This is a genomic window from uncultured Tenacibaculum sp. (assembly GCF_947495995.1).
Classification (GTDB): Bacteria; Bacteroidota; Bacteroidia; order Flavobacteriales; family Flavobacteriaceae; genus Polaribacter.
In genome coordinates, this window is sequence record NZ_CANMAX010000001.1 from 362,884 (window position 1) to 387,160 (window position 24,277).

Sequence of the window (24,277 nt, forward strand, 5' to 3'; positions counted from 1 at the left end):
TTTTTATCATTTCTAACTTTTGAATCTTGATAAATCCCAAAAAACAAGCAATTTTTATCAACCTCTCTTGTAGAAAAAAACTTGCCACTAAAAACAAAAATAAGAGCAAAGGCAATTTTCAACCCGCTCTTAATATCTAATTTCGAAGCAAAAATTAATTTTATTTTCAAAACTATATACCCCTGATTAGGAGAAAACTCATAACTACCTAAACTTTTTCTTCAGATTTTTCCGTCACAAGATCATGATAATCCATTGTTACACTTTCTTCCTTTTTAACAACTGAAGTAACACTAACTGTTTCAACGAAAAAACGTTTCATTTTTGGAGAAACTTCAGGATCTTTTGAGTCATCTAAATGAAAAGCTAAAATACTTTCTTGTGTAAATCTTTCTCTTTCGTTCAACCAATCAGAAAACCAATCTCTTCTTAATTGTTTCATTTCTTCAGTATACAATGTTGAACTTGACCAAATATGTGGTTCTTGAGATAATTTTTTAAAGGCTTTTTCTTCACCATTCCAAACCAATTCGTAAGCTGTTAACAAATTATTCCAGTCAACTAAAACAATTGTAAATGGCTCTATATCGGTTAAATCTAAATCCTCAACATATTTTACCGCATCGTCAGAAGTTAACAATTGTTTTACAATAATACCCCTACTGTGTCTGTACTTTGCTTTTTTCGTATGATTTTCGAAGCCTCCGTTAAGTAAACAAACCAATCGATTTTTATCACTTAAACCAATCCAGGTTCCGCCAGCTAAACTATCCTTAGGGTAAAATAACTCAACTCCTCCCTCTATATATTTCTTCGGCTCAATGGTTTTTCTTTTTGGATCTTCATCTCTATTAGAGGTTAACATAAAATCATTATTCCCTAATGGCAAGTAAGTAACTGTACACATTTATTCTCCCTTTAAATAATCTTTATTTATTATTTGTAGTAGCATTCTAAAAACTATCATTACAAAAAGATCTAAAAATTGTAACTTTGTTACACCAAAATTATCATATATAAATTCAATACACAAACAACCATGGGAAAAGGATTTTTCAATGTACCTATAGCTGTGAATGAACCTGTGAAAGCTTATGCTCCTGGTTCTCCAGAAAGAGAAAGCGCTTCTGCTCAATATAAAACGTACTTTAACGGTTCTGTTGATGTACCAATGTATATTGGAAGTGAAGAAATCAGAACAGGAAACACTAAAAACATGACTCCTCCACATGATCACCAACACGTAGTTGGTCAATATCACGTAGGAGATAAAACTCATGCGCAAAAAGCTATCGATACTGCTTTAGAAGCTCGTACAGAATGGGCTCAAATGCCATGGGAACAAAGAGCTGCAATCTTTTTACGCGCTGCTGAATTAATCGCTGGACCATACCGTGCAAAGATTAATGCTGCAACAATGATTGCACAATCTAAAACTATTCACCAAGCAGAAATTGACGCTGCATGTGAGTTAATAGATTTCTTACGTTTTAACGTAGAATACATGTCTGATATTTACAACGAGCAACCAAATTCTGATGATGGAATCTGGAACCGTGTAGAATATAGACCTTTGGAAGGATTTGTTTATGCTATTACTCCATTTAACTTTACTGCAATCGCTGCTAACTTACCAGCTTCTGCAGCAATGATGGGAAATACTGTAGTATGGAAACCTTCTGATAGCCAAATATTTTCTGCAAAAGTAATTGTAGACGTATTTAAAGAAGCTGGAGTACCTGACGGAGTTATCAACGTTATTTATGGTGATCCAGTAGAAATTACTAATGTTGTGTTATCATCTCCAGATTTTGCTGGTTTACACTTCACAGGATCTACTTTTGTTTTCAAAGAATTATGGAAGAAAATTGGAGAAAACATTCACACATACAAAACTTACCCAAGAATTGTAGGAGAAACTGGTGGTAAAGATTTTATCGTTGCTCACCCTTCTGCAAACCCAAAGCAAGTTGCAACTGGAATTTCTCGTGGTGCTTTTGAATTCCAAGGACAAAAATGTTCTGCTGCTTCGAGAGTATATTTACCTAAATCTATGGCTAATGAAGTTTTAGATTACGTTAAAGAAGATATCGCTTCTTTTAAAATGGGATCTCCAGAAGATATGAGCAACTTTATTACTGCTGTAATTCACGAAGGTTCTTTTGATAAGTTAGCAAAATATATCGATCAAGCTAAAGCTGATGATGATGCAGAAATTTTTACTGGTGGTAACTACGATAAATCTAAAGGGTACTTTATCGAACCAACAGTAATTTTAGCTAAAGATCCAAAGTATACAACTATGGCTACTGAATTATTCGGACCAGTAGTTACTATTTATATTTACGAAGATGCAGATTGGGCGCAAACTTTAGAGTTAGTAGACGGAACTTCTGAATACGCTTTAACTGGAGCAATCTTCTCTACAGATAGATATGCAATTGCTGAAGCTACAAAAGCTTTAGAAAACTGTGCTGGTAATTTCTATATTAACGACAAACCAACTGGAGCCGTTGTAGGACAACAACCATTTGGAGGAGCTAGAGCATCTGGAACAAATGATAAAGCAGGATCTGCTCAAAACCTATTACGTTGGGTTTCTCCTAGATTAATCAAAGAAACTTTTGTTTCTCCAACAGATTATAGATATCCGTTTTTAGGTTAATTCTAGATAACAATATTTTTTTTAGAAGGTCAGAAATATTTCTGACCTTTTTTCGTTTATAACAAAAATGTCATTATTTTTACGGTAATGATTTTAATGTTAAAACATTAAAAATCAATCAAATCCCCAAATTATGAATCATCTTAATGCATATACACAACCGTTAGGTTTGCGTAAGGCTAAGCATTTTTTGCGTAGAACTTCTTTTAATTACAGTAAAGAAACTTTAGAAGAATTTGCTACACTTACACCAGAAGAAGCCTTCGATAGATTAATACTTACTCAAAATAATCTTTGGACTGAACCTTACGATCCGAGACCTGAAGGCGCTCCTGATGGAAATTGGATATCTTCAACCGAACATCCTAATAGTTTTGACGGTCAATTTAGAAAAAGAAGAATTGTTACTTCTTGGTGGTGGTATAATGGAATGAATCAAAATTCCTTATTACAAAAAATGACATTTTTCCTACACACATCTTTTACTGTTTCAAAAGATGATGGTTCTGGATCGTCAACACACTTTTTTGATCACATGCAACTTTTAGAAAAGTATGCTTTAGGAAATTTAAAAACATTATCGAAGAAAATAACCTTCGATAATTCGATGCTAGATTATCTTGATAATACTCAGAATAACTCTAACAATCCTAATGAAAATTATGCCAGAGAGTTCTTAGAGCTTTTTACCATTTTAAAAGCAGAACAGATTGGTAATGGTGATTATACAAATTATACAGAGTTAGATGTTCAACAGGCTGCGAAAGTTTTTTCTGGAATAAAAACACAAACAGATAGAACTATAATCGATCCTGAAACAAGTTTACCTATCGGTAGAATTGCTGTAAACAGACACGATGAAGAGAACAAAACATTTAGCCATGCTTTTGATAATGCTGTAATTATTGGTAGAGACACTGAAATTGGTATTGTTGATGAACTTAGCGATTTTGTTGAAATGGTATTTGAAAAAGATGCCACAGCAATTTCTTTTACTCGTAAATTATACAGATATTTTGTAAAAAGTGAATGGAGTGATGAAACAGAAGAAAATGTTATCAAACCATTAGCTGCTGAATTAAAATTAGGAGATTATGAAGTCTTACCTATTTTAAGGAAATTATTAACCTCTAATCATTTCTTTGATCTTGATGATGGAAATGATAGTGATAATATTATTGGAAGTATCGTTAAAAGTCCGCTACAATTAATTAATGAAATTGTTTCATTCTTTAAAATGCGAATTCCTGATCCTGCAACCGAAATTGAAGATTTTTATGACTTTTTCAATTTCGTTCATAGTATATTTTTGTCTGCTGGTGGAATGCAACTTTGGGCGCCAGATTCTGTAGCTGGTTATCCTGCGCATTATCAAAGTCCGGATTTTGATAGACATTGGTTTTCTTCAAACACAGTATTGGCTCGATATAATTTAATTGAGAGTCTTTTAACTGGAAGAAATAAAATTCGATTTAACAACGATATTAAAGTTGAAATAAACATTGTTGATTTCATAAGCAACAATATTACAGAACCTTTACTCGCTAAAGAATTAATTACAGAACTTGCAAACTTCTTGTATCCTGAAGCTATAAGTGACGAAAGAGTAGCATATTTTGCCGAAAACTTACTTGAAGGTTTCCCAGATTATTACTGGACAGATGCTTGGTTAGCATATGGAAGAACTGGTGACGACACAGTCGTTAAATCCAGATTACATGCCTTGATGATACAAATGATCAATGCTCCTGAGTTTCAATTAATGTAATACAACATCCCCAAAACTTAATCATGAAAAGAAGAAATTTCATAAAATTAGCAACAGCAAGCTCTGCTTTAGGTTTAATGCCTATGGAGTTAAGTGCTTTATTAAAAAATATTGATTTACCTTTCGATTGCGGCGATATATCCAACCGAAAACTTGTTCTTGTAAATTTAGTAGGTGGTAACGATGGTTTAAACACAACTATTCCGATAAATGTTTACGACCAATACGCAAACTTACGACCAACAATTAAAGTTCCTAATTCTGGAGCTAACGGATTCATTAGATTAGATACAACTTTAGCAGACGATCAACAATTAGGATTACACCCAGCTTTAACTGGTTTTAAATCTTTATACGATGAAGGAAATCTAAGAATATTACAGTCTGTAGGATATCCTTCTTTAAACAAAAGTCATTTTGCTTCTAAAGATATTTACTCTACCGGAAATGATGGAAATAGTTGGACTAACGGAAAAGATTCTGGATGGGTAGGTAGATTTATGGAGAAGTTTTATCCAGATCAAGTAGAAGCATCTTATCCACTAGGTGTTCAAATGGGTTCTTCAAAAACCGAGCTTGGTTTTCACGGAGCTGAAGAGCATGGATTATCTATAAATATCACAGGACAAGATCCTGCGGGTTACTTTACTGAAATTAGTACTTTAGGTGGTGATCCTCCTACTATGATTCCTAATTCAGATTTCGGAACAGAATTGAATTATATTATTGATGTAAATAAAACCTCAAATAAATACTCGAAAGCAATATCTGATGCTTTTGAAAACGGAAAAAATGTTGCAACATATGAAGACAACAACCTTTCTGACCAATTAAAAACTGTTGCTCGTTTAATTAGCGGTGGACTACAGTCTAAAGTTTACTTAGTTAGTATCGGTGGATTTGACACACACAACAGTCAAATTGAAACTAACGGAGATATTAAAGGTAAACATCATGAATTATTAACTGAAGTTTCTACTGCGATTGAATCTTTTGTTAAAGATGTGAACGAACAATCTTTAGGTGACGATATCGTTGGACTAACATATTCTGAATTTGGTAGAAAAGCCAAAGAAAACGGAAACTTAGGTACAGATCATGGAGAAATTGCTCCAATGTTTATTTTTGGAAAACCAGTAAACGGAGGAGTTTCTGGTGTTAATGTTGATTTATCTGAAGCAACTAGCGATAACAACTACCAAGTAGAAACTGTACAGTTTGACTACAGACAAACACTTGCTACATTATTACAAGATTATTTAGGAGCTGCAGACAGTGTTATCGATAATACATTTTTCAACTACAGTAATAATTTAAGTTTTGTTGAACAAAAGATTCCTGACATGATTAAAGCTTCGCATTCTATTGCAACAGGATGTATAGCTCCACCTCCACCACCAGAACCAGACGGATCAAGTAAAAGTTGGTTTGTATTTCCAAATCCATTTACAGACAAACTGAACTTAAACACACTATATGAATTACCTGGATTACAGTATAGATTATACAATTACAGAGGAAAGTTAATTATGCAAGGACAAAAACAAAGCATAAATAATGCTGTTGTTATCGATGTTCCTTCTCTTGCTTCTGGGATCTATTTCTTACAAGTTGAAAGTGGTGGAAATACAGAAAACCACAAACTTTTCAGAATGTAAAAACAACTTATTTATAATAACTTAAAGAGCCAATTAATATAAAATTTATTTTAATTGGCTTTTTTTATACATTTAATTTTTAACTCGTTACCCAAACAAAACAGTCTAAAAGCAACTGAATTGCGTTATTTTTTATTAATTTCCCTTTCATTAACTTTTTTTTAACTAACCAAAACTTTTAAACATACTCTTATATTAAGTTATTTACATAACAATCTATATTTTTTTCAACCAAACGAATTTCTAATGAGAAAGCATCTAAAACTATTTGTTGCTGTATTAGCACTAACTTCGCTGATGGCAACCGCACAAGAAACCAGACTTTTAAGACAACCCACAATTTCAAAAAACCAAATTACTTTTGCGTACGGTGGAGATATCTGGACTACAAATCTAAACACTAATCAAACTGTAAGATTAACTTCAACCCAGGCCGTTGAAAGTAATCCACATATTTCTCCAGATGGTAAATGGGTGGCTTTTACTTCTAATCGATTTGGAAGAAATGATGTTTTTATCGTTGCTATCTCTGGAGGAGAAGCTAAAAGATTAACTTGGCATTCTTCTGGCTCTAGTGCTCGTGGCTGGACTAACGATGGAAAACAAGTGCTTTTCGCTTCGTCAAGAAATACAGCACCTAGACCTTATAATAAATTATATACAATTTCTGTTAAAGGCGGACCCGCTACGAAAGTTGCAGATCAATGGGCTTTTTCAGGTTCTTATTCACCTGACGGAAAAAAGATGACTATCGATCGAATGTCTCGTTGGGATACAGAATGGAGAGATTATAGAGGAGGACAAAACACACCTCTTGTTATATTAGATCTTAAAACACAAGAAGAAATTTTAATTCCAAACAACAAAACAACAGACAAACAACCTATTTGGATTAAAGACAAAATCTATTTTCTTTCTGATAGAACACATACGGCAAATATTTGGTCTTACGACACAAAAACTAAAGCCGTTAAGAAACTTACCAATTTTAATGGTACAGCCGTAAAGTCTTTAAGTGGTGATGACAATAAATTAATCTTCGAACAAAACGGACAACTTCACACTTTAGACCTTAACACAAATAAAGAAACTCGAATTAAAATTCAAATTAAAGGAGATTTCCCTTGGACAGCTACTAAATGGGAAAACGTAAATTCTAGAGTAGATTTTGCTAGTATTTCTCCTAATGGTAAAAGGGTTTTAATGAGCGCTAGAGGTGATATTTTTACTGCACCGGTAGAGTTTGGAGATTCAAGAAACATTTCTCAATCTTCTGGAGCTGCAGATAGAGCTCCAATTTGGTCTCCTAAAGGAAATGAAATCGCTTGGTTTACTGATAAAGAAAGAAAAAAATACAGTTTATACATTACAAATCAAGATGGAACTGAGATTAAAAAAAATATTTCAATAGGTGTTTCAAAAATGGCTTGGAATCCCGTTTGGTCTCCTGACGGAAAATATATCGCTTTCACAGACGATGACACTAGAATTCGAGTTGTAAACCTTGAAACAGAAAAAGTACAAACAATTGATAATGCCGGAACAAATCTTGAAAGAGGAAGGTTAGGTGTTACTTGGTCTCCGGATTCTAACTGGCTAGCTTATGCAAAAGCTGGAGACAACTCTTTGCGACAAATAAAAATTTGGTCTGTAAAAACTGGAAAAACAACAGCAATCACTAATAATTTTGCCGATTCTTTCTCTCCTGCATGGGATTTAGACCATAAACATCTTTATTTTCTTGCAAGTACAGATTTAGCTTTAAGATCTGGTTGGGCAAACACAAGTTCTATGACTGCAAGACCAAATTATGCAGCTTACATTGTTAACTTAAACAAAAAAGATGATTCTCCTTTTAAAGCTAAAAGTGACGAAGAAACTGTAAAAGAAGAGAGCAAAAAAGATAAAACTCCTAAAAAGAAAGGAAATAAAAAGCCTAAAAAATCTAAAAAGGAAATTACTATAGATTTTGATGGTATTGCTAGAAGAATCTTACCATTACCAATGCCTAGTGGTTCTTATTTTTCGATTGATGCAGGACCAAGTGGATTTGCTTTTGTTTCTGATAGAAGTGCTGTTCATAAGTTTGATTTAAAGAAACTAAAATCAAAAGAGTTCGGAAAAAGAATTCGTATTCGAGCTATTTCTCCAAATGGAAAACATATGCTTCTTTCTTCAGGAAGAACTTGGAAAGTGATAAAAACTACTGCTCCAAATGCCAAAGCTGCTAAAACTGTAAAAATTGACTTTAACATGAAGTTAGACAGACTTAGCGAATGGAACCAAATGTTTGAAGAAGCTTGGCGATATGAACGTGATTATTTCTATGATCCAAACTTACATGGTAGAAGTTGGGGATTAGTTTACAAGAGATATCAACCTTTAGTAAAACACATCAGACATCGTTCAGATTTAAATTATATTTTGGATCAAGTTAATGGAGAATTATCTGTTGGACATAGTTTTGTTCGTGGTGGAGATTTCCCAAAAACAGATCGTTCTTCTGGTGGTTTATTAGGAGCTGATTTCAATATCAAAAATAATAGATGGCAAATTGAAAGAATTTATACTTCTGAAAGTTGGAACCCAGGATTAAACGGACCTTTAGATCAACCTGGCATGAATATTAAAGAAGGTTATTATTTAGTTGGAATCAACAATAATGAAATCACTTCAAAAGATAACATTTATCAATTTTTAGACGGAACAGCAAATAAGCAAACTGTAATTCATATTAACTCTACACCTACGTTTAAAGGTTCCTGGAAAGAAATTGTAAAACCTATTAGAAATGAAAATTCTTTAAGACAAAGAACTTGGGTTGAAGACAATCGTCGTTTAGTTGATAAATTATCTGGCGGAAAACTTGCTTACATCTGGGTACCAAACACTAGTGGAGCTGGTTTTGTTTCTTTTAACAGGTATTTCTTTGCTCAACAAGATAAAGAAGGAGCTGTTATCGATGAGCGTTTTAATGGTGGTGGTTTATTAGATGACTATATGGTAGATCTAATGACCAGAAAACCAAGAGCTGCACTTACAAACGAAGTCCCTAATGGAAAACCGATGCGTTTACCAGCTGGGATTTTAGGCCCTAAAGTTTTATTAATAAACGAACTTGCAGGTTCTGGTGGAGATTATTTCCCTTGGGTATTTAGACAACAAAAAGCTGGATTATTGATTGGCGCTACAACATGGGGAGGTTTAGTAAAATCATCTACACATTATCGCTTAATTGATGGTGGTTCACTTACAGCTCCTGATAATGCTGTTTTCGATCCTGTGAAAAACGAATGGATTGCAGAAAACACAGGTGTGGAACCAGATATTTTTGTTCGTCAAGATGCTTTATCGCTTTCTCAAGGTAAAGATCCGCAATTAGAGCGTGCCGTAAAAGAAGCGCTAAAACAATTAAAAGGAAATTTAAAAATTACAGTACCTAAATTTCCAACACCTACAAAATCGAACTAATAAATAGATTTTAAATAAAAAGACCAGAGATTATATCTTCTGGTCTTTTTATTTATCCTTTGAATTTTATTGGTAAATGCACTACTTTTTTGGTTTCGAAGAAATCTTCTTCAAAAAAATCTGGCAAATCGTAAATTGTAGCTTTCGGGAACTTCGCTAACTCTTCAGTTAAATCTCCTCCTTTTAAATACAAAATTCCGTTTTTTAATTCGTGGTTTTGTTTCTTTTGAACTTTATTCTTTACCCATCTATGAAAAGTTTCCATTTGAGCAACTGCTCTACTTACTATAAAGTCATAAATTTCATCAACCTCTTCTACTCTTCCGTGTGTCGTTTTTACATTTTCTAATCCTAAACCTTCTACAACTTCATTTACAACTTTAATCTTTTTTCCGATAGAATCTACTAAATGAAATTTCGTTTCAGGAAATAAAATAGCTAAAGGTACACCAGGGAAACCTCCTCCTGTTCCTACATCCATTACACTAGTTCCTGGCTGAAATTCCATCACTTTTGCTATACCTAAAGAATGTAGTACATGACGTAGATACAGTTCATCAATATCTTTTCTAGAAACAACATTAATTTTTAGGTTCCAATCTTCATATAATTCCTGTAAAAGTGTAAATTGGCGTAACTGATTTTCAGTTAAATCAGGAAAGTATTTTAAAATGATATCCATGCTATTATATTTGCGAGACAAAAGTAATAACAATTGTTGTATATAGTTAAGATTTTTACAAATCAATAATTATCGTTAAAAACTTTCGTTATCAGAAAAACATGAACGAAAAACACTTATTTTTACCCCATTAAATTACGACATGAATTCGATTAAATTTTCAAGAATAGATAAAGCAAAGTTCTTTCGAACTTTAAATAAAAGAGTTAACGACTACTTTAAAGAAAATGACATAAAAAGAACAGGGAACTGGAAATTGTATATAAAAGCAATTATCATGTTTACACTTTTCTTAGCTCCGTTTGCAATAATCCTTACAGTAGATATGCCTAACTGGCTTAGATTTTTATTAACTATCGTTATAGGAATTGGTATGGCTGGTGTTGGTATGAATGTTATGCACGATAGTAATCATGAATCTTTCTCAAGTAAAAAATGGGTGAATAACCTAATGGGAAGTAGTATGTATATTTTAGCTGGAAATGTGTATAACTGGAAAGTACAACATAACGTTCTACACCATACATATACGAATATTCAAGATCATGATGAAGATATGGATGCTGGTAGAATTATTCGTTTTTCTAAGCACACACAATGGAGACCTTTCCATAGATTTCAGAAGTATTATTCTCCAGTATTATATGGTTTATTAACTATAAACTGGGCAATTACTACAGATTTCAAGCAAATGCACAGTTACTTGAAAAGAAAATTATCTTATGGGAAATTCCCTAATCCAAAAGTGGAGTGGACTAAATTAATTGTTACTAAAATTATTTATTATGTAATGTGGTTAGTTCTTCCATTATTAGTTTTAGACATTGCATGGTGGAAAGTTTTAATTGGTTTCTTTGTGATGCATTATACAGCAGGAATCATTTTAAGTTTTGTTTTCCAATTAGCACACATTGTACCTTCTACAGATACTCCTTTACCAGATAAAAATGGTAACATGAAAAATACTTGGGCAATTCATCAGTTATATACTACAGCAAATTTCGCTCCTAAAAACTGGTTTATTAACTTCTACACAGGTGGTTTAAATCATCAAGTAGAACACCATATTTTCCCTCATATTTCGCATATACATTACAGTAAAATAGCGAAAATAGTAAAAGAGACTGCTAAGGAATTTAATTTACCTTATCACGAATATAAAACAACACGAAAGGCAATTTTAGAACACTTAAGACATATTGCCGAACTAGGAAAAAAACCGCAACTAGCATAATCAACTAAAACAATGTCAGAAGCATTATCGAACAGAATTAACAGTTTACCTGTATCGCAAACATTAGCCATGGCTGCTAAAGCCAGAGAATTAAAAGGTCAAGGAAAAGATATTATCAGCTTAAGTTTAGGAGAGCCTGATTTTAACACACCTGACTTTATTAAAGAAGCTGCAATTGAAGCAGTAAATGAGAATTATAATTCATACACTCCAGTAGATGGATATGGTGAATTAAAAGAAGCTATTTGCAAAAAATTCAAGCGCGATAATGATTTAGATTATGCTCCAAATCAAATCGTAGTTTCTACAGGGGCAAAACAATCTATTGCTAACGTAATGCAAGTATTGTTAAATCCTGGAGATGAAGTTTTATTACCTTGTCCGTACTGGGTAAGTTACTCTGCAATTGCAACATTATGTGAAGCCGTTTCTGTTGAGATTCCTTCAACTATTGAAACAAACTTTAAAATTACTCCAGAGCAATTAGAAGCTGCAATTACACCAAAAACGAAATTAATTTTATTCAACTCACCAAACAATCCAAGTGGCACAATCTATACTAAGGAAGAGTATTTAGCTTTGGCTAAAGTATTAGAAAAGTATCCAGAGATTTTCGTGATGTCTGATGAAATTTACGAACATATTAACTACGGAACAAAACCTTTCAGTTTTGCTGCAATTGAAAGTATGTACGACAGAACAATTACTGTAAACGGATTAGCAAAAGCTTTTGCTATGACAGGTTGGAGAATTGGTTACATCGGAGCACCTGCTTGGATCGCTAAAGCTTGTACGAAAATGCAAGGTCAGATTACTTCTGGAACGAATTGTATTGCACAAAGAGCTGCGATTACTGCTGTTTCTGCTGATCCTAGCGCTGTTCAATACATGGTAGATGAATTTAAATCGAGAAGAGATATTGTTCTTGGTTTATTAGAAAAAATCGAAGGTTTTAAATTAAACGTTCCTGAAGGAGCTTTCTATATCTTCCCAGATATTTCTGCTTTCTTCGGAAAAACAATACAAGGTAAAGAGATTAACAATGCTTCAGATTTCTCTATGTTATTATTAGAAGAAGCAAATGTAGCTACAGTAACTGGTGATGCTTTTGGTGCACCAAACTGTATTCGTATGTCTTATGCTGCTTCAGAATTACAATTACGTGAAGCTGTTAAGCGTATTAAAGAAGTATTGAGCTAGTTTTAATTATAAAAAAACTTAATAACAATAAAAAAGAAACCTGATTTATCATTTATCAGGTTTTTTTGTTTTTAAAAAGCTATAAAAAGAATGAATAAACTGACATGTAAGTTAAAAAATGTAGACAATTTAGATATTCAAAGTTTACAACGAAGAATCGAAAACGGACATCGTTTTATTATTTATCAATACAGCATATCTTTAATTGTTGGTAATATTTTTACTGCATCACCTGCATATTTACTTAAAAAAGAAGATCAAAAAAAGCACACACTTAAATACAACTTATTATCCTTTATTTTTGGTTGGTGGTCTTTAGATGGAGTTACAAATACTTTAAAAAGTTTAAAAACGAACTCCAAAGGTGGTCTTGATGTGACTGAAGACATAATGCTTAATCTAGACAACATCTCTTTAAAAGCCAGAAAAGTAAAAATAGAAGAATTATACACAATATTTAAACAGCCTTCGAAAGCTATTTTAAAAGATTTTACCAAATCGATTAACAATGTTATTGGCTTAAATACTGATCAAAATATTTTTTTAGGACAATATTTAAATACTGAAGGTTCTAGTTACTTTATTACATTCGAAAATATTTCAGAAACTTCTCAAGAAGATTTAATGAAAGAACTCAGAAAAATATTTTACGATCATGTTCATATTGATATTTCAGAAATTAATGATCAAGATGAAGTAACTAATAAACTTATTGAACAAGGAATAAAATTGTAAATCTTAATTTACCTACGAAATTCCGAAATAAATTCAATAGTATTAAAAAGGCAACGATAAATTTCGTTGCTTTTTCTTTTTAATCTTTCTTAAGTACAATACTTTCTTATCATAATCGATAAGAGCTTTTCCTTTCTCTAAAACATCTGCGCCAATTATTCCATGTACTTCTTTAGCATTATGCATCGTTAATGCAGCATTTACATGTTTTAAATCAAAAAGAACTAAATCACAATTTTTCAATTTCCAATTTCCTATTCTTAATCTATTATCAACAGATTTATAAGTTTCCATATCAGTTGCTCCAGCGCCAGCTGCTTTAACTTCGCTAACTTCAGAAACCAATTTGAATTGATCAACTAAATTTAATCCAACACAAGAATTTGAAGCTCCAGTATCTAAAATAAAAACACCTTTTACACCGTTGATTTCAGCTTTCAATTCAAGGTGATTTGTTTTCATTTTTTTCAACTTTATTCGAACGTATTTCTTTTTACGTAATACTTTTTTCAAACTTGCCATTTCTTGTACTTTTGTCGCTGCAAAGATACAGTTAAAATCACATGATTACAGATACACATACTCACTTATATTCAGAGCAATTTAATGACGATAGAGATGAAATGATGACTAGAGCAAAAGATGCTGGTGTTTCTCGTTTTTTTATTCCTGCTATTGATAGTTCACACACGGAAAACATGTTTGAATTGGAAAAGAATTATCCAAATGATGTTTTTTTAATGATGGGACTTCATCCAACTTCTGTAAAGGAAAACTATAAAGAGGAATTAGCTCACGTAAGAGAATGGATTGACAAACGTGATTTTTATGGTATTGGAGAAATAGGAATTGACTTGTATTGGGACAAAACCTTTTTAACTCAACAGCAAGAAGCTTTTAAAACTCAAATACAATGGGCAAAAGAAAAACAACTTCCCATTGTAATTCACTGTAGAGAAGCTTTTGATGAAATTTTTGAAATTTTAGAAGAAGAAAAAGGAGATGATCTACATGGAATTTTCCATTGTTTTACGGGAACTTTTGAGCAAGCACAACAAGCAATTTCATACAACATGAAATTAGGAATTGGTGGTGTAGCAACTTTTAAAAATGGAAAAATTGACAAGTTCTTAAATGAAATAGATATTGAACATATTGTTTTAGAAACCGATTCACCTTACTTAGCTCCTACTCCGTATAGAGGAAAGAGAAATGAAAGCAGTTATATCACTCAAGTTGTAGGTAAATTGGTGGATATTTACGGGAAATCGTATCAAGAAATTTCTGAAATCACTACAGAAAACTCAAAACAGGTTTTCAAAATATAGTATGAAGGAAATTGACAAAATTGCGTGGATAGAAACTAAGAATGGTAAAATTCTTAGTACTCGATCTAAAGGAAAAGAAAAGTTTTATATACCTGGAGGAAAAAGAGAAGATAACGAATCTGACGAAGAAACGCTTATTCGTGAAATAAAAGAAGAATTAAGCGTTGTAATAATAAAAGACACCATAGAATATCTTGGAGCTTTTAAAGCGCAATCAGACGGTGCTAAAGAAGGAGTTTTAGTTAAAATGACTTGCTATAAAGCAAAATTTGAAGGAACTTTACTAGCAGATAATGAAATTGAAGAAATACAATGGTTAGATTCTTCTCATACCGACATTATCTCTGAAGTTGACAAAAAAATATTTTCTTTCTTAAAAGAGAAAGGAGAGATTAAATAACTAAAAAGTGAACATAGAAACAGCATATTATTCCTCTCCTATTGGAACTCTAGAAATAACTGGAGATGAAAAATCAATTCACTCTATTTATTTTATAGAAGAAGAATATTCTGCTACGAAAAACATTTCGTCAAAAGAAATTAAAAACTGTGTTCTACAACTAGAGGAATATTTCTCTGGAAATCGTAAAGAATTTGAATTGACCTTAGCTCCTAAAGGAACCAAATTTCAAGGAAAAGTTTGGAACGAACTTTTAAAAGTACCTTTTGGAAAAACAAGAAGTTACTTAGAGCAGTCTAAAAAACTTGGAGATATTAAAGCAATACGCGCTGTAGCTTCCGCAAATGGAAAAAATCCAATTTCTGTGATTATTCCATGTCACAGAATTATTGGTTCTGACGGATCATTAACTGGATATGCTGGTGGAGTTTGGCGTAAAAAATGGCTACTTGAACACGAAAGTGGAACGAAACAACAAAGTTTGTTTTAATAGAGTTCTGAACTAATTCAAATTTCTTTTTTCAATAAAAAAACGCTTCATCAAATTACCACACTCTTCTTCTAAAACTCCAGATACTACTTTAGTTTTCGGATGTAGTTTAGTCCCTAAAACCGTGAAACCTGATTTAGGCTCACTTGCTCCGTAAACAATTTTTCCTATTTGAGTCCAGTAACTAGCACCCGCACACATTTGACAAGGCTCAACAGTTACATACAAAATACAATCTCTTAGATATTTCCCTCCAAGGAAATCAGAAGCAGATGTGAACGCTTGCATTTCGGCATGTGCGGTTACATCATTCAAACGCTCAGTTAAATTATGAGCTCTAGCTATAATTTGGTTTTTAAATACGATAACAGCCCCAACTGGCACTTCTCCTTTATCATAAGCTTGCTCTGCTTCTTGCAGTGCTTTCCTCATAAAATAAGTATCATCAAATACATTCATCCTAACTTCTTCTTTCTTTTCATCGTATACACTTCTGCTATAGTCGGATTCTCGGGTTTTGATACTACTTTTTCAAAAACATCACCTGTTTTTACAAATCCGGTTTGCAATACTTTAAAATACACACCACTCATTGTTGTATTCCAAAATTCTTTTACTACAGACATGTCATTAAAACGAACACCTAACTTCATACAAGGTTGTCTTGGCTTAGTTACCTCTAAAAGTGTTTCTCCAACTTTATATGTATCGCCTACATGAATTTCTGATTCTTCTAGATCGCTTAACGTAAGATTTTCACCAAACATTCCTAATTCCCAATCTAAATCTGGATACATTTTTTTAAAATAATCGTAATGTTTTTCTGAAAAAGCATAAACAGCTTGATCTATACCTCCATGCTTTTCTCGATTGCAAATTGCATCTCCTTTAACATCTTCAACATCTAAAAAAATAGGTTCTTTAACTGGATATTTAAAAATTCCTGTAGTTACTTTTTTACCTTTCCAATCTATTTCTTTACGCTGTCCAATGTTTGTAGCCAGAATCTTCATATAAGTGCTTTTTTACAAAGTTAGCTAAATAAAATAGTTATTTTTACCAAAATTTTAGGTTTGATTTCAATCGATATTTCAGCACATAAAAAAGTATATTTCGCCTCTGACCAACATTTAGGAGCTCCAACTCAAGAGAAGAGTTTTCCTAGAGAAAAGAAATTTTTAAGATGGTTAAATGAAATTGAAAAAGATGCGGAAGCTATTTTTCTTCTTGGTGATTTATTTGATTTTTGGTTTGAATACAAAACTGTTGTTCCTAAAGGGTTTGTTAGAGTATTAGGAAAATTAGCACAGCTAAGTGACGACGGAATTCCTATTTATTTCTTTGTTGGAAATCATGATTTATGGATGAAAGACTATTTTGAAACAGAATTAAACATTCCTGTTTACTTTAAACCACAAGAATTTAAAATCAACAATAAGCTTTTTTTAATAGGACATGGAGATGGATTAGGTCCGCACGACCTTGGTTATAAGAGAATGAAAAAAGTATTCACTTTCCCGCTTTTTAAATGGTTATTTAGATGGTTACATCCCGATTTAGGTGTTCGATTAGGACAATATATGTCTGTAAAAAATAAAATGATTTCTGGTGATGAAGATTTTAAATTTCTTGGAGAAGAAAAAGAATGGCTGGTTCAATATTGTAAACGAAAATTAGAAACAAAACACTACGATTATTTTGTTTTCGGTCATCGTCATCTTCCTTTAGACATTAAATTAAGCGATACAAGTAAATATTTCAATCTAGGTGATTGGGTGCAATATTTCACCTACGGAACTTATGTTGACACTACATTTACACTTGACAAATACGAATAAAAAAACTCATCTTTTCAGATGAGTTTTTAATTTTTATAACTGTATGTTTTTAACCAGCATTTTCAGTAAATGGAGTTGGAAAAGCATCTAATGCGTTATCTCCAGTTCTATCTAATGGTAAGAAATTTGTATCATTTAAAAGTCCGAATCTTCTTAAATCAATCCAACGGTGACCTTCACCAATTAAAGAATATCTTCTTTGGTTTAACACTTCTAGTTCTAACTCAGCATCTGTAGTTCCACCAGAATAATTAGCTAATCCAGCTGCATTTCTAATTACATTTAATGCATTTACAGCGTTAGCATTATTAGTTCCAATGTTAGCTTCAGCATAGATTAAAATTAATTCTTCATTTCTTATTAAATACACAGGATCAACATTACTTCTGTATAAAGCCATTTGATGTGTTGCCGTTAAATCATCAAACAACCTTGGTGTTGGTAACATAAACGATTTATTAGTAACTCTTGTATCTCCAGCCTCAGCATCAGCAATCCAAGAATTATGAATCATATATTCTTGTCCAGATTGACCTAAAACATAGAACTGAGCATTAACTACATCATTTCCTGTTAAACCAAAAATATGCGCTACTCCAAGATTAAATCCACCAGCAATATCAAAGAAAGAATTGTTTAGTAATGATAAAACATCTGCTTTATTATTTTGATACAATGCTACTCTTGCTGCAATAGCTCTATTGAACGTTGCAAAAGTTGCAGGCGCATTAAATCCATCAAAACCAGAACTTATTGGAAAATCAAAAGTTGTAGGAGAATTTGATAAATCTGTATTTGCATCATCTAATAAATTTCTAATTGCTGTTAAAGCTTCTTGATATCCTAAGAAAGGTCCTAAGTTATCTGGATCAGCAACATCAACTCTAATCCCGTTACTAAACTGACGATTTGCAACCATTAATAAAGCATAGGCTTTTAATGTATTTGCATACCCATAATACGATTGCTTTACAGAATCAGTAAAACCAGCTTCAGAATTTTCAACAGCAGTAATTAAAATATTTGCAGCTTTTACAACTCTATACCAAGCAGTGTAAGCTCTTGTTGTTAAAAATCCATTATTATCTAACGGTCCTTTTAATAACTCTCCAGTATATCTAGGATCTGTACCTGTTAAATCGTAATATTCTCTACCAATGTAACTAACGGTCTGGTAATGAAACTCTAAATCGTTTCTCATAACCGCTTCTAAACCTACTGCCAAAGATTGAACATCTGCCTGAGAAGCTCCGTCAGCAAAACTTTCTAAAGTAGGTGCATTTTCATTCGGTAATTCATCTAACTCACAACCAACAAAGAAAGTAGCCGTGATTAATAAAACTATAATTGATAATTTATTTTTAAGCATAGTATTTTCTTTAGAAGTTAACATTTAAGTGGAAGTTGATAAACTTAGAAGCAGGATATGGAGTTACTTCTACGTTATTAGCTAAAACATTATTTCCGAAGTTAGATACTTCTGGATCGTAACTATTATAATCGAAAATATTGATTAAGTTTCTACCAGAAACCCCAACCTTAACTCTTTCGAATCCTTTGAATACATTATCATCAAAAGTATAGTATAAACCTACCTCACGTAATCTAATATATCCTGCATCTTCGATTACTGGCGCTGGATTTACAAAGGCTAAACTAGATCTATACTCTCCATTTGTTTGTACTCCTAATGGGTCTAAACCAGTATCATCATAATCCCAAGTAGTTCCAGCTAAATCATATAATAAAGTAGTAAGGTTAATTCCGTCTCCACCTTTTTTCCAGTGCCATAAGAATGTTAAATCAAAGTTCTTATAACTAATTTGATTTTGCCAAGACATTTGAAAATCTGGCTCTGCATTACCGTATACTGCAAAACCATCTCCTTCTGGATCAATTTGCGCTATTTGATCAGGCGTTAAACCGGTACTATCATAAGTACCTACAATTTGTGTTGCACTAAATCCTTCTTGGATATAAAACTGACCTAAAGAAGCAGCAAAACCTCCAGTCGTAAACGCTGGCACGTCTAATCTTGTGATTTCTGATTTATTCTTCCACCATTTTAAATTAGTACTCCAAGAAAAGTTTTCCTCTTCTATAACATTAGCATTTAATCCAAGCTCGATACCATTGTTCGTTAAAGCTCCTGCATTTTTAGCTTCTCTAGTTTGTCCACTAGAAGTAGGAATTTGATCTCTAATAATTAAATCATCAATTTCTTTGTTATAAAAAGTAGCCTCTAAAACGAATCTATTATTTAAGAATCCTAAATCGATACCGTATTCTAATTCTTTCTGACGCTCTGGCTTAATATTTGGATTTCCTCTAAATGTTCCTGGAGACAATCCTGAGTTTCCTCCAATAAATTCTGGAGTAGTTAAAGCAAACTGATCATTAAAATTAGGGAATCTCCCCGCCTCACCATATGCAATTCTTGGCTTAACAGTTGTAAAGATATCTGACTCAAATAAACCTAATTTATGCACATTTACAGCTAAACTTGCTTTTGGATAATAGAATAATTCATTAGAATCTCCATTATTAGTAGATCTATCTCCTCTAATACCAAGTGTTGCGATAATTTTATCGTCGTAGTTAATTTCTTCTTGTACGAAGAATCCTGTATCTCTTTGTAATCTTATATCTTGACTTACAGAAGTATTTTCTGCTAATCCTAAGTTTGTTAATGAACCATTAAACCCTGTTCCAACAGTAATTACAGTATTACGATCGAAGTCTTGTAAGAATGTACCAGCTTGAGTAGTAAATCCTAATCCGTTTTCTAAATCTAAATTATATACTAAGAATGCAGAAAGGTTATAGTTTGTATTTACTGTAGTACCAGAAATAGCAGCTCCTCTTAAAGTACTAGGATCTCTAAAATAAGACAATCCTCTTGGGAAAATGTTTGTAGTACGTAACGTATATTGATCAAATCCTAACTCGAAAGTTAACTTTAATCTGTGCATTTCAGAATCTAAAATTTGAAGATTAGACTTTGCACTACCAATAAAACGATTAACATTTTCTCTATTTGTAGTATTTGCTACAGTTTCTAAAACATTAGAACCTGCTGCTCCTGCAGGGAATATTCCGTTTACAGGTGATAAATCTTCCCAAGGAAAAGTAAATGCTAATGCATAACCTACTGTTCTGTTTGCGTTACCATTGTTGAAGAAACCTCTATCTGCTTGAGAATTTATATAATTCGTAGTTACATAAACATCTAACCAATCAGTTAATTTCTGACCTAAATTTAATCTGAATGATGTTTTCTCATACCCTGTATTCTCTACTAAACCAGGTTCATCTTTATGCGTAACTCCAAAGAAATAATCAGATTTTTCGTTTCCCCCAGATGTTGTAAATCTAGAAGTTGTAGAAACTCTAGTGTGGTCGAATAATTCAGCTTCGTAATCTCTTAATGTAGCGTTAGCTGGTCCACCAGCTGCTGTAATTTCAGATTGATCCCAATCTCTTAATCCTAATAATCGAGTTGGACTTCTTAATCCTACTGTTTGAGAAAAAGAAACTCTTGGCTTTCCTGATTTACCTCTCTTTGTTGTAATGATAACCACACCCCCAGCTGCTCTCGAACCATATAATGCTGCGGCAGAAGCTCCTTTTAAAATCTCTACATTCTCGATATCTTCAGGATCAATATCTGCAATCCTGTTTGATGAATCATCTTGATTTGTTGATGTGTTTCCTCCTCCTGCTGCTTCACTAACAATGTTATTACCAGAAGAAATAGAAGAGTTATCTACATAAACTCCATCTACAATAAATAAAGGTTGTTGATTTCCAAAAACAGAAGTAACACCTCTTAATCTCATTGAGATACCTCCACCAGGAGCTCCTGAGTTTGCTTTAATTTCTGCTCCTGTAAATTTTCCTGATAAAGCACTATCAAATCCTGATTGCGTTGTTACCTGCGCTAACTGAGCTGCCGACACACTTGCAACGGTGTTTGCTAAATTTGCTCTTTTTGTTGTTGTTGCTAAACCAGAAATTACAACTTCATCTAATACATCTGCATCTTCTTTTAATGTTACATTAATAAATTGCGATGCTGAAGTTACTTTGATTTCTTGGCTAGCGAACCCTAAAGAAGAGACTACTACTGTAGCTGGAAGTTTTTTTAAAGTTAAACTAAATTCTCCATCCCCGTTTGTTGAAGTACCGTTTGTTGTCCCCTTCTCAATGACATCTGCAAAAGGAACGCTCTCCCCAGACGCTTCAATTACTTTTCCTTTTACTGTTTGTGCTGTAATACTAATACTCACAAACGTTAATAAAAAGAAAAAAAGTTTTTTTCCTAATGTTTTTTTCCTCATAGATAAGAAATGTTTTTAATTAATATTTGGTTAAAGCGTCAATTTAATGAATTAAAATATTAATAAGTGTTAAAATTGTACAAATCCACTAAAACAACGTTAAAATATTTAGTAAAACCTTCAAATACCTTTAACCTCGTTTTAACAAGAAAAAAAATGTTAATATTGTAGCTTTGTTCACTTAAAATCATAACTAATAATTTCTTATCATATGGATGTAGATGTTAGAGCTATTAACGAAAAAATAGAAAGAGAGAGTGCTTTTGTAGATCTTTTAACCAATGAAATGAATAAAGTCATTGTAGGACAAAAGACAATGATAGAAAGACTTTTAATTGGTTTACTAGGTAACGGGCATATATTATTAGAAGGTGTTCCAGGTTTAGCAAAAACTTTAGCTATTAATACTTTATCTAAAGCTGTTCAAGGTAGTTTTAGCAGAGTTCAGTTCACACCTGATTTACTTCCTGCCGATGTTGTTGGTACTATGATTTATAATGTGAAGGATAATGACTTCTCAATTAAAAAAGGACCAATCTTTGCAAACTTTGTTTTAGCAGACGAGATCAACAGGGCACCTGCAAAAGTACAATCGGCTTTATTAGAAGCAATGCAGGAAAGACAAATTACTATTGGAGACGAAACATTTAAGTTAGACGAGCCTTTCTTAGTAATGGCAACTCAAAACCCTGTAGAACAAGAAGGAACATATCCTTTACCTGAAGCACAGGTTGACCGTTTTATGCTAAAAACAGTTATCGATTATCCTAAATTACAAGATGAACAATTAATTATGAGACAAAGCTTAAATAATAGCTTTGGAAAAGTTAATCCGGTGATTTCTCTAGAACAAATTCTTAAAGCTAGAGAAGCTGTAAATGAAGTTTACATGGATGAAAAGATAGAGAAATATATCTTAGATATTATTTTCGCTACTCGTTATCCAGAAAATTACAACTTAGAAAAATTAAAGCCTTTAATAAGCTTTGGTTCTTCTCCTCGTGGTAGTATTGCTTTAGCTAAAGCAGCTAAATGTTATGCTTTTATCAAGAGAAGAGGATATGTAATTCCTGAAGATGTTCGTGCAATGACGAAAGATGTTTTACGACACAGAATAGGAATCACATACGAAGCAGAGGCAGAAAATATGACTTCTCTTGATATTATTAATGCAATTATCAATGAAGTTCAGGTTCCATAACCAAATCAACAACTAACAACTAGCCATTCAACAAAAACCTAATTAATCCCTTAAATTTTTTGCTAAGAATGACTTTCAAATTAACAACGTACAAAACATTAACAGGAAAAAAAGAAATTTTAGAAACTGGTAAACAGAAAAACACACAAGCAATAGTATACAAAGACGACAAACCATCGTTTTGGGTAGATTGTTTTGATTTAAAAACAGAATCAAACGTGCAGATGAACTACCTAGTACTATGCCAAAAAAGAAGTATGAAGGAGGTAATAAAGGAGATTGGAAAGAAAAACAATGTTAATATCTCTATTCAAGAAGCGCCTTTATTTGCAGTAAAATCAATATCTGTTGATACTGATATACAATTACCACCTTTACCATTAGACTGGTTAAATTAATATGAATACCAAAGAGTTATTAAAAAAAGTTCGTAAGATCGAGATCAAGACAAAACGCTTGTCTAATCATATTTTTGGAGGAGAATACCACTCTACTTTTAAAGGGCGTGGTATGACCTTCTCTGAAGTTCGACAATACCAATACGGAGACGATATTAGAGCAATTGATTGGAACGTAACCGCACGTTACAACGAGCCTTATGTAAAAGTTTTCGAGGAGGAACGCGAACTTACAATGATGCTCATGGTTGATGTTTCAGGATCTGAATCATTCGGGACTTCTGTTCAATTTAAAAGAGATACCGTTACAGAAATTGCTGCAACACTCGCCTTCTCTGCTATTCAAAATAATGATAAAGTAGGCTTGATTTTATTCTCAGATCAAATTGAATTATTTATACCACCTAAAAAAGGAAAAAGTCATGTTTTACGTATCATACGTGAACTCATAGAGTTTTCTCCAAAAAGTTCGAAAACCAACATAGAAGAAGCGCTTAAATTCTTATCAAGTGTAATGAAGAAAAAAGCGATTGTTTTTATGCTTTCTGATTTTATTGATGAAAACTACATGAAAACGTTAAAAATCGTTGGTAATAAACATGACCTCACCGGAATTCGTATTTACGACAAATTCGATGAAGAAATTCCTAATTTAGGAATGGTTCCAATGTTGGATAATGAGACTAAAGAAGTTCGATTAATTAACACGAGTTCTAAATCGTTACGAAACAAATACAAAGCTAATGCACTACGCTTAAAAGATGAATTTCAAAATTCATTTAAGAAAAGTGGATTAGGTACTATTAATATTAGAGTCGACGAAAACTACGTCAAGAAGTTATTAAGCTATTTTAAAAACAAAGCATAAT

The 24,277-nt window shown here is 32.6% G+C and carries 21 protein-coding genes; 14 read left to right on the top strand and 7 right to left on the bottom strand.

What is annotated here, in order from left to right:
- Positions 1–208: 208 nt before the first annotated feature.
- Positions 209–907: an NRDE family protein gene (locus Q1A15_RS01610; RefSeq protein ID WP_299617700.1), complete on the bottom strand. Its 699-nt coding sequence runs from the start codon at positions 905–907 to the stop codon at positions 209–211.
- 132 nt (positions 908–1,039) lie between these two features.
- Between Q1A15_RS01610 and pruA the strand changes: the two genes are divergently transcribed.
- The 4 genes from pruA to Q1A15_RS01630 all read left to right on the top strand — a co-directional run bounded on the left by pruA (position 1,040) and on the right by Q1A15_RS01630 (position 9,562).
- Positions 1,040–2,665, top strand: coding sequence for an L-glutamate gamma-semialdehyde dehydrogenase (gene pruA, locus Q1A15_RS01615; RefSeq protein WP_299617702.1), 1,626 nt, complete (start codon positions 1,040–1,042; stop codon positions 2,663–2,665).
- Positions 2,666–2,798: 133 nt separating this feature from the next.
- Positions 2,799–4,433 carry a DUF1800 family protein gene (locus Q1A15_RS01620; RefSeq protein ID WP_299617704.1) on the top strand — a complete coding sequence of 545 codons (1,635 nt, stop codon included), beginning with the start codon at positions 2,799–2,801 and terminating at the stop codon, positions 4,431–4,433.
- Positions 4,434–4,456: 23 nt separating this feature from the next.
- Positions 4,457–6,091: a DUF1501 domain-containing protein gene (locus Q1A15_RS01625; RefSeq protein WP_299617706.1), complete on the top strand. Its 1,635-nt coding sequence runs from the start codon at positions 4,457–4,459 to the stop codon at positions 6,089–6,091.
- Positions 6,092–6,337: 246 nt separating this feature from the next.
- Positions 6,338–9,562, top strand: coding sequence for a S41 family peptidase (locus tag Q1A15_RS01630; RefSeq protein WP_299617708.1), 3,225 nt, complete (start codon positions 6,338–6,340; stop codon positions 9,560–9,562).
- Between the two features lie 52 nt (positions 9,563–9,614).
- On the opposite strand, the gene rsmG is transcribed toward Q1A15_RS01630, so the two are convergent.
- Entirely contained in the window at positions 9,615–10,244 is a 630-nt protein-coding gene (gene rsmG, locus Q1A15_RS01635; protein ID WP_299617710.1) for a 16S rRNA (guanine(527)-N(7))-methyltransferase RsmG, read from the bottom strand.
- Positions 10,245–10,386: 142 nt separating this feature from the next.
- On the opposite strand from rsmG, the gene Q1A15_RS01640 reads away from it, so the two are divergent.
- The 3 genes from Q1A15_RS01640 to Q1A15_RS01650 all read left to right on the top strand — a co-directional run bounded on the left by Q1A15_RS01640 (position 10,387) and on the right by Q1A15_RS01650 (position 13,413).
- Positions 10,387–11,478 (top strand): acyl-CoA desaturase, encoded by a 1,092-nt coding sequence (locus Q1A15_RS01640; RefSeq protein WP_299617712.1) that lies wholly within the window; start codon positions 10,387–10,389, stop codon positions 11,476–11,478.
- Positions 11,479–11,490: 12 nt separating this feature from the next.
- Positions 11,491–12,678 (top strand): pyridoxal phosphate-dependent aminotransferase, encoded by a 1,188-nt coding sequence (locus Q1A15_RS01645; RefSeq protein ID WP_299617714.1) that lies wholly within the window; start codon positions 11,491–11,493, stop codon positions 12,676–12,678.
- 90 nt (positions 12,679–12,768) lie between these two features.
- Complete coding sequence (locus Q1A15_RS01650) at positions 12,769–13,413, top strand: hypothetical protein (RefSeq protein WP_299617716.1); 645 nt, start codon at positions 12,769–12,771, stop codon at positions 13,411–13,413.
- A gap of 42 nt (positions 13,414–13,455) precedes the next feature.
- On the opposite strand, the gene Q1A15_RS01655 is transcribed toward Q1A15_RS01650, so the two are convergent.
- Positions 13,456–13,935, bottom strand: a complete 480-nt coding sequence (locus tag Q1A15_RS01655) for a retropepsin-like aspartic protease (RefSeq protein WP_299617718.1) — start codon at positions 13,933–13,935, stop codon at positions 13,456–13,458.
- Positions 13,936–13,976: 41 nt separating this feature from the next.
- On the opposite strand from Q1A15_RS01655, the gene Q1A15_RS01660 reads away from it, so the two are divergent.
- The 3 genes from Q1A15_RS01660 to Q1A15_RS01670 are packed head-to-tail and all read left to right on the top strand — an operon-like array spanning position 13,977 to position 15,631.
- Positions 13,977–14,741 carry a TatD family hydrolase gene (locus Q1A15_RS01660; protein WP_299617720.1) on the top strand — a complete coding sequence of 255 codons (765 nt, stop codon included), beginning with the start codon at positions 13,977–13,979 and terminating at the stop codon, positions 14,739–14,741.
- Between the two features lies 1 nt (position 14,742).
- On the top strand, positions 14,743–15,141 hold the full coding sequence (locus Q1A15_RS01665) for an NUDIX domain-containing protein (protein ID WP_299617722.1): 399 nt from the start codon (positions 14,743–14,745) through the stop codon (positions 15,139–15,141).
- A 13-nt stretch (positions 15,142–15,154) separates the two neighbouring features.
- Positions 15,155–15,631, top strand: coding sequence for a methylated-DNA--[protein]-cysteine S-methyltransferase (locus Q1A15_RS01670; RefSeq protein WP_299619766.1), 477 nt, complete (start codon positions 15,155–15,157; stop codon positions 15,629–15,631).
- 12 nt (positions 15,632–15,643) lie between these two features.
- Here the strand turns inward: Q1A15_RS01670 and Q1A15_RS01675 are convergent, their stop codons facing one another.
- Entirely contained in the window at positions 15,644–16,090 is a 447-nt protein-coding gene (locus tag Q1A15_RS01675) for a nucleoside deaminase (protein ID WP_299617724.1), read from the bottom strand.
- On the bottom strand, positions 16,087–16,644 hold the full coding sequence (locus tag Q1A15_RS01680; protein ID WP_299617726.1) for an MOSC domain-containing protein: 558 nt from the start codon (positions 16,642–16,644) through the stop codon (positions 16,087–16,089). The genes Q1A15_RS01675 and Q1A15_RS01680 overlap by 4 nt, the downstream gene beginning before the upstream one ends.
- 60 nt (positions 16,645–16,704) lie before the next feature.
- Between Q1A15_RS01680 and Q1A15_RS01685 the strand changes: the two genes are divergently transcribed.
- Complete coding sequence (locus Q1A15_RS01685; RefSeq protein ID WP_299617728.1) at positions 16,705–17,469, top strand: UDP-2,3-diacylglucosamine diphosphatase; 765 nt, start codon at positions 16,705–16,707, stop codon at positions 17,467–17,469.
- A gap of 49 nt (positions 17,470–17,518) precedes the next feature.
- On the opposite strand, the gene Q1A15_RS01690 is transcribed toward Q1A15_RS01685, so the two are convergent.
- Together Q1A15_RS01690 and Q1A15_RS01695 are read right to left on the bottom strand one after the other, a co-directional pair.
- Positions 17,519–18,838 (bottom strand): RagB/SusD family nutrient uptake outer membrane protein, encoded by a 1,320-nt coding sequence (locus Q1A15_RS01690; protein WP_299617730.1) that lies wholly within the window; start codon positions 18,836–18,838, stop codon positions 17,519–17,521.
- A gap of 10 nt (positions 18,839–18,848) precedes the next feature.
- A complete protein-coding gene (locus Q1A15_RS01695) occupies positions 18,849–21,809 on the bottom strand; it encodes a SusC/RagA family TonB-linked outer membrane protein (RefSeq protein ID WP_299617732.1) in 2,961 nt (986 codons plus the stop codon).
- Positions 21,810–22,020: 211 nt separating this feature from the next.
- On the opposite strand from Q1A15_RS01695, the gene Q1A15_RS01700 reads away from it, so the two are divergent.
- The 3 genes from Q1A15_RS01700 (at position 22,021) to Q1A15_RS01710 (ending at position 24,276) form a co-directional block, all read left to right on the top strand.
- On the top strand, positions 22,021–23,010 hold the full coding sequence (locus Q1A15_RS01700; protein ID WP_299617734.1) for a MoxR family ATPase: 990 nt from the start codon (positions 22,021–22,023) through the stop codon (positions 23,008–23,010).
- Positions 23,011–23,078: 68 nt separating this feature from the next.
- On the top strand, positions 23,079–23,408 hold the full coding sequence (locus Q1A15_RS01705; protein ID WP_299617736.1) for a hypothetical protein: 330 nt from the start codon (positions 23,079–23,081) through the stop codon (positions 23,406–23,408).
- A gap of 1 nt (position 23,409) precedes the next feature.
- Positions 23,410–24,276, top strand: a complete 867-nt coding sequence (locus Q1A15_RS01710; RefSeq protein ID WP_299617738.1) for a DUF58 domain-containing protein — start codon at positions 23,410–23,412, stop codon at positions 24,274–24,276.
- Position 24,277: the final 1 nt, after the last annotated feature.